Raw genomic sequence first — 3,002 nt, 5'->3', positions numbered from 1 at the left:
CTGTAATAAATACTTTGACACCAAGACAACTTATTCCTGTTAGTGAAATGCAGCGAGACACGAAAGCTGATCAAGGTGTTGCGTTGGGTAATACTGCAAAGGCAACTACTTACTCAAGTATTGCAATAGGTAGAGATGATCCAGATTGTAAAAATGCGAGCGGTAAACTTGGCTGTGTTGGGGCGATGGCAGAAGCTGAAAGAGCGATAGCTATCGGTTTATCAGCTGAAGCTAAGAGTTATCAGGGAATTGCTATTGGTGCTACTGCAGAAGCATCCGCTGGGAGTGCTATTGCTATAGGTTCTTTTACAAAGGCGAAAGCAAAAAATACTATCGTTTTGGGGTATACTGCAGAGGCGACAGGTTTGAATAGTATTTCTATAGGACGCTCGGCGCACTCTTTGGGTCAGCATAGTATCGCAATAGGTTCTGATGATATTCAAGATAAATATCCAGATGATTATACAACTGCGAAGGGTAATCATTCAATTGCCTTAGGGCGTGTTGCTAAAATCGGAGGAGAAAATGGGATTGGTATTGGTCAGCGTTCATCGGTATGGGAAGATGCTAAAAATGGCATTTCTATCGGTTACTATTCAAAAGCTCAGGAGTTGGATAGTATCGGGCTAGGTCACGAAGCTCTTGGGATGGTGAAAGGGAGTGTTGCAATAGGAAGCTATTCTAAAGCTAACATTGCTGCTGGTGAGAGTGGTTATGATCCTATAGCGAATGCAGCTGCAGAAGATAGTGCATTTTCATGGAAAAGCACGTCAGGTGCAGTGAGTGTTGGAAGTGTTGGTGATAAAAAAACGCGACAGATTATAGCAGTAGCGGCCGGTAGTGCAGATACAGATGCAGTGAATGTTGCGCAGCTGAAAGCGCTAAGAAAGTACACAGATAAAGGTTGGAAACTCTCTGTTGGTGGTGAAAATTCTAAGGCTGTTGCGATTGAAAGTACGGTAGATTTTTCTACTGGAAGTACCAATCTTAACATTACAAAAGGTGATAAAGACAATAATGTAAAATTTGATTTAGCTCAAGATGTTACATTAACGAGCTTAAAGGCAGGCACAACTGCCCTAGATGCAACAGGTCTGGTAATTACTGATGGACCGAAAATAACGACCTCGGGCATTGATGCTGGAGGTAAAGAGATAAAGAAAGTTAAGGCTGCGGCACTCACTGAGACTTCACAACAAGCAGTGAATGGTTCACAGTTATTTGCAACAAATAATGAAATTGCTGATGTAAGAGACAGTATCCTTGTTAAGCAAGAAGAAGAAAAAGAGGAGAAATTAGCGCGTAGTCTCCGTGCGGGGGGTACAGGTCTTATCACCATTGGGAAAGGAACTGGTGGTACTGAAATCAGCATTCTGAATAAAGATAATGGGAAACGGAAAATTTCCGGTTTATTAGGTGGCGATCTCAGTGCAAATTCAGATGAAGCAGTCAATGGTTCTCAGATAAATATACTAGGTGGTAAGGTAGCTACTTTTTTTGGTGGAGATGCTGACTTTGGAAATGGAAACTGGACAGGTCCAAGTTTCAAGATTAAGATCTTCAATGAAGATGGTATTGAAGAAGATAAAAGCTATTCTGATGTAGCAAGTGCTTTAACAGGGGTTGGTACTTCTATCACAAATGTAAAAAAAGAGGTCACTGAAAATATTGATCAGAATGCTTTGATGTGGAGCGAAGAAGAAGGTGCGTTTGTAGCAACGCATGGGAAAGAAGATGCAAAAAGCAATAGCAAGATTAAGTATCTTGCGAATGGCGATATATCTGCAAGCTCAATGGATNTAGGTGGTGGCGCTAAATATGAAAGTGGCGCATGGACTGCTCCTAAATTCACTGTTAAGTCCGTTAAGGATGATGGCGAAACAGAAAACAAAGAATATCCTGATGTAGCATCTGCCTTTGAAGGTGTAGGTACTTCTATCACGAATGTTCAGAATAAATTGACTGAACAGGTTAATAATGTGATTAACAAAGTAGAAAGCGAAAGCTTTGTTCAGCAAGACAAAACAACGCATCGTCTCACTATTGGCGCAGCAGTAGAAGGCGGAGAAATCAACATAACCAACAAGAATAAAGGGGATAGGATACTTTCTGGAGTGAAGGCAGCAACACAAAATAATGAAGCGGTTAACAAAGGCCAACTTGATAAAGAATTGAAAGATCTTTCGAATAGCCTTCAGTCTGATGATTCAGCCGTTGTTCATTACGATAAAACAGGTGATAAAACTGATTATACGAGTGTGACTTTAGGTGGTAAAGATAAGGCAGCTGTAGGTCTTCATAATGTTGCTGATGGTAAGATTGCTGACAAGTCACGTGATGCAATCACGGGTGGTCAGATTAATAAAATCGGTGAGGATGTAGCTAAGTTTTTAGGTGGAGAAGCATCCTTTAAAGATGGAGCTCTTACACAGCCAACGTATAAATTATCTTACATTGCTAAAGATGGAAGTGTAACAGAGAGTTCGTTCCAAGGTGTTGGAACTGCATTTGCAGGTCTTGACACGAATATCAAGAATGTGAACGCTCGTATTAAGGAAGTTTCTCAAGGTGTTGCACAGGATTCGTTGTCGTGGAGCAAAGATGCAAATGCCTTTAGTGCGCAGCATGGAGAAGGAGAGAAAAAAGGCAACAGCAAGATCACGTCTCTTAAGGATGGAGATGTTGCTGCTAACTCAACGGATGCTGTTAATGGATCCCAGCTCCATTCTACGAACAGTTCCCTTGCGGAATATTTTGGTGGCGGAACTAAGTATGAGGAAGGCAAATGGACGAAACCTGATTTCAAAGTTGCACAATTTGATGCTGATGGCACAGAAAATGACGAGAAGACTTATCACAATGTTGCTGCTGCTTTTGAAGGTGTTAACAGTACTTTCACTACTCTGAATGAAGAGATTGGGGATGTAAGAGACAGTATCCTTGTTAAGCAAGAAGAAGAGGTGACGTCAAGTCGTAGTCTTCGTGCGGGGGGATCGGGTGTT

The 3,002-nt window shown here is 41.5% G+C and carries 1 pseudogene; it reads left to right on the top strand.

Features of this window, described 5'->3' with window-relative positions:
- Positions 1–3,002: pseudogene (locus tag ACFIK2_RS02025) on the top strand (hypothetical protein); the annotation flags it as partial.

The organism is Bartonella sp. AP88XZML, from assembly GCF_042195565.1.
Taxonomy (GTDB): domain Bacteria; phylum Pseudomonadota; class Alphaproteobacteria; order Rhizobiales; family Rhizobiaceae; genus Bartonella.
Note: the sequence above shows the minus strand (reverse complement) of the source record. Positions and strands in the feature narration are given on the sequence as shown.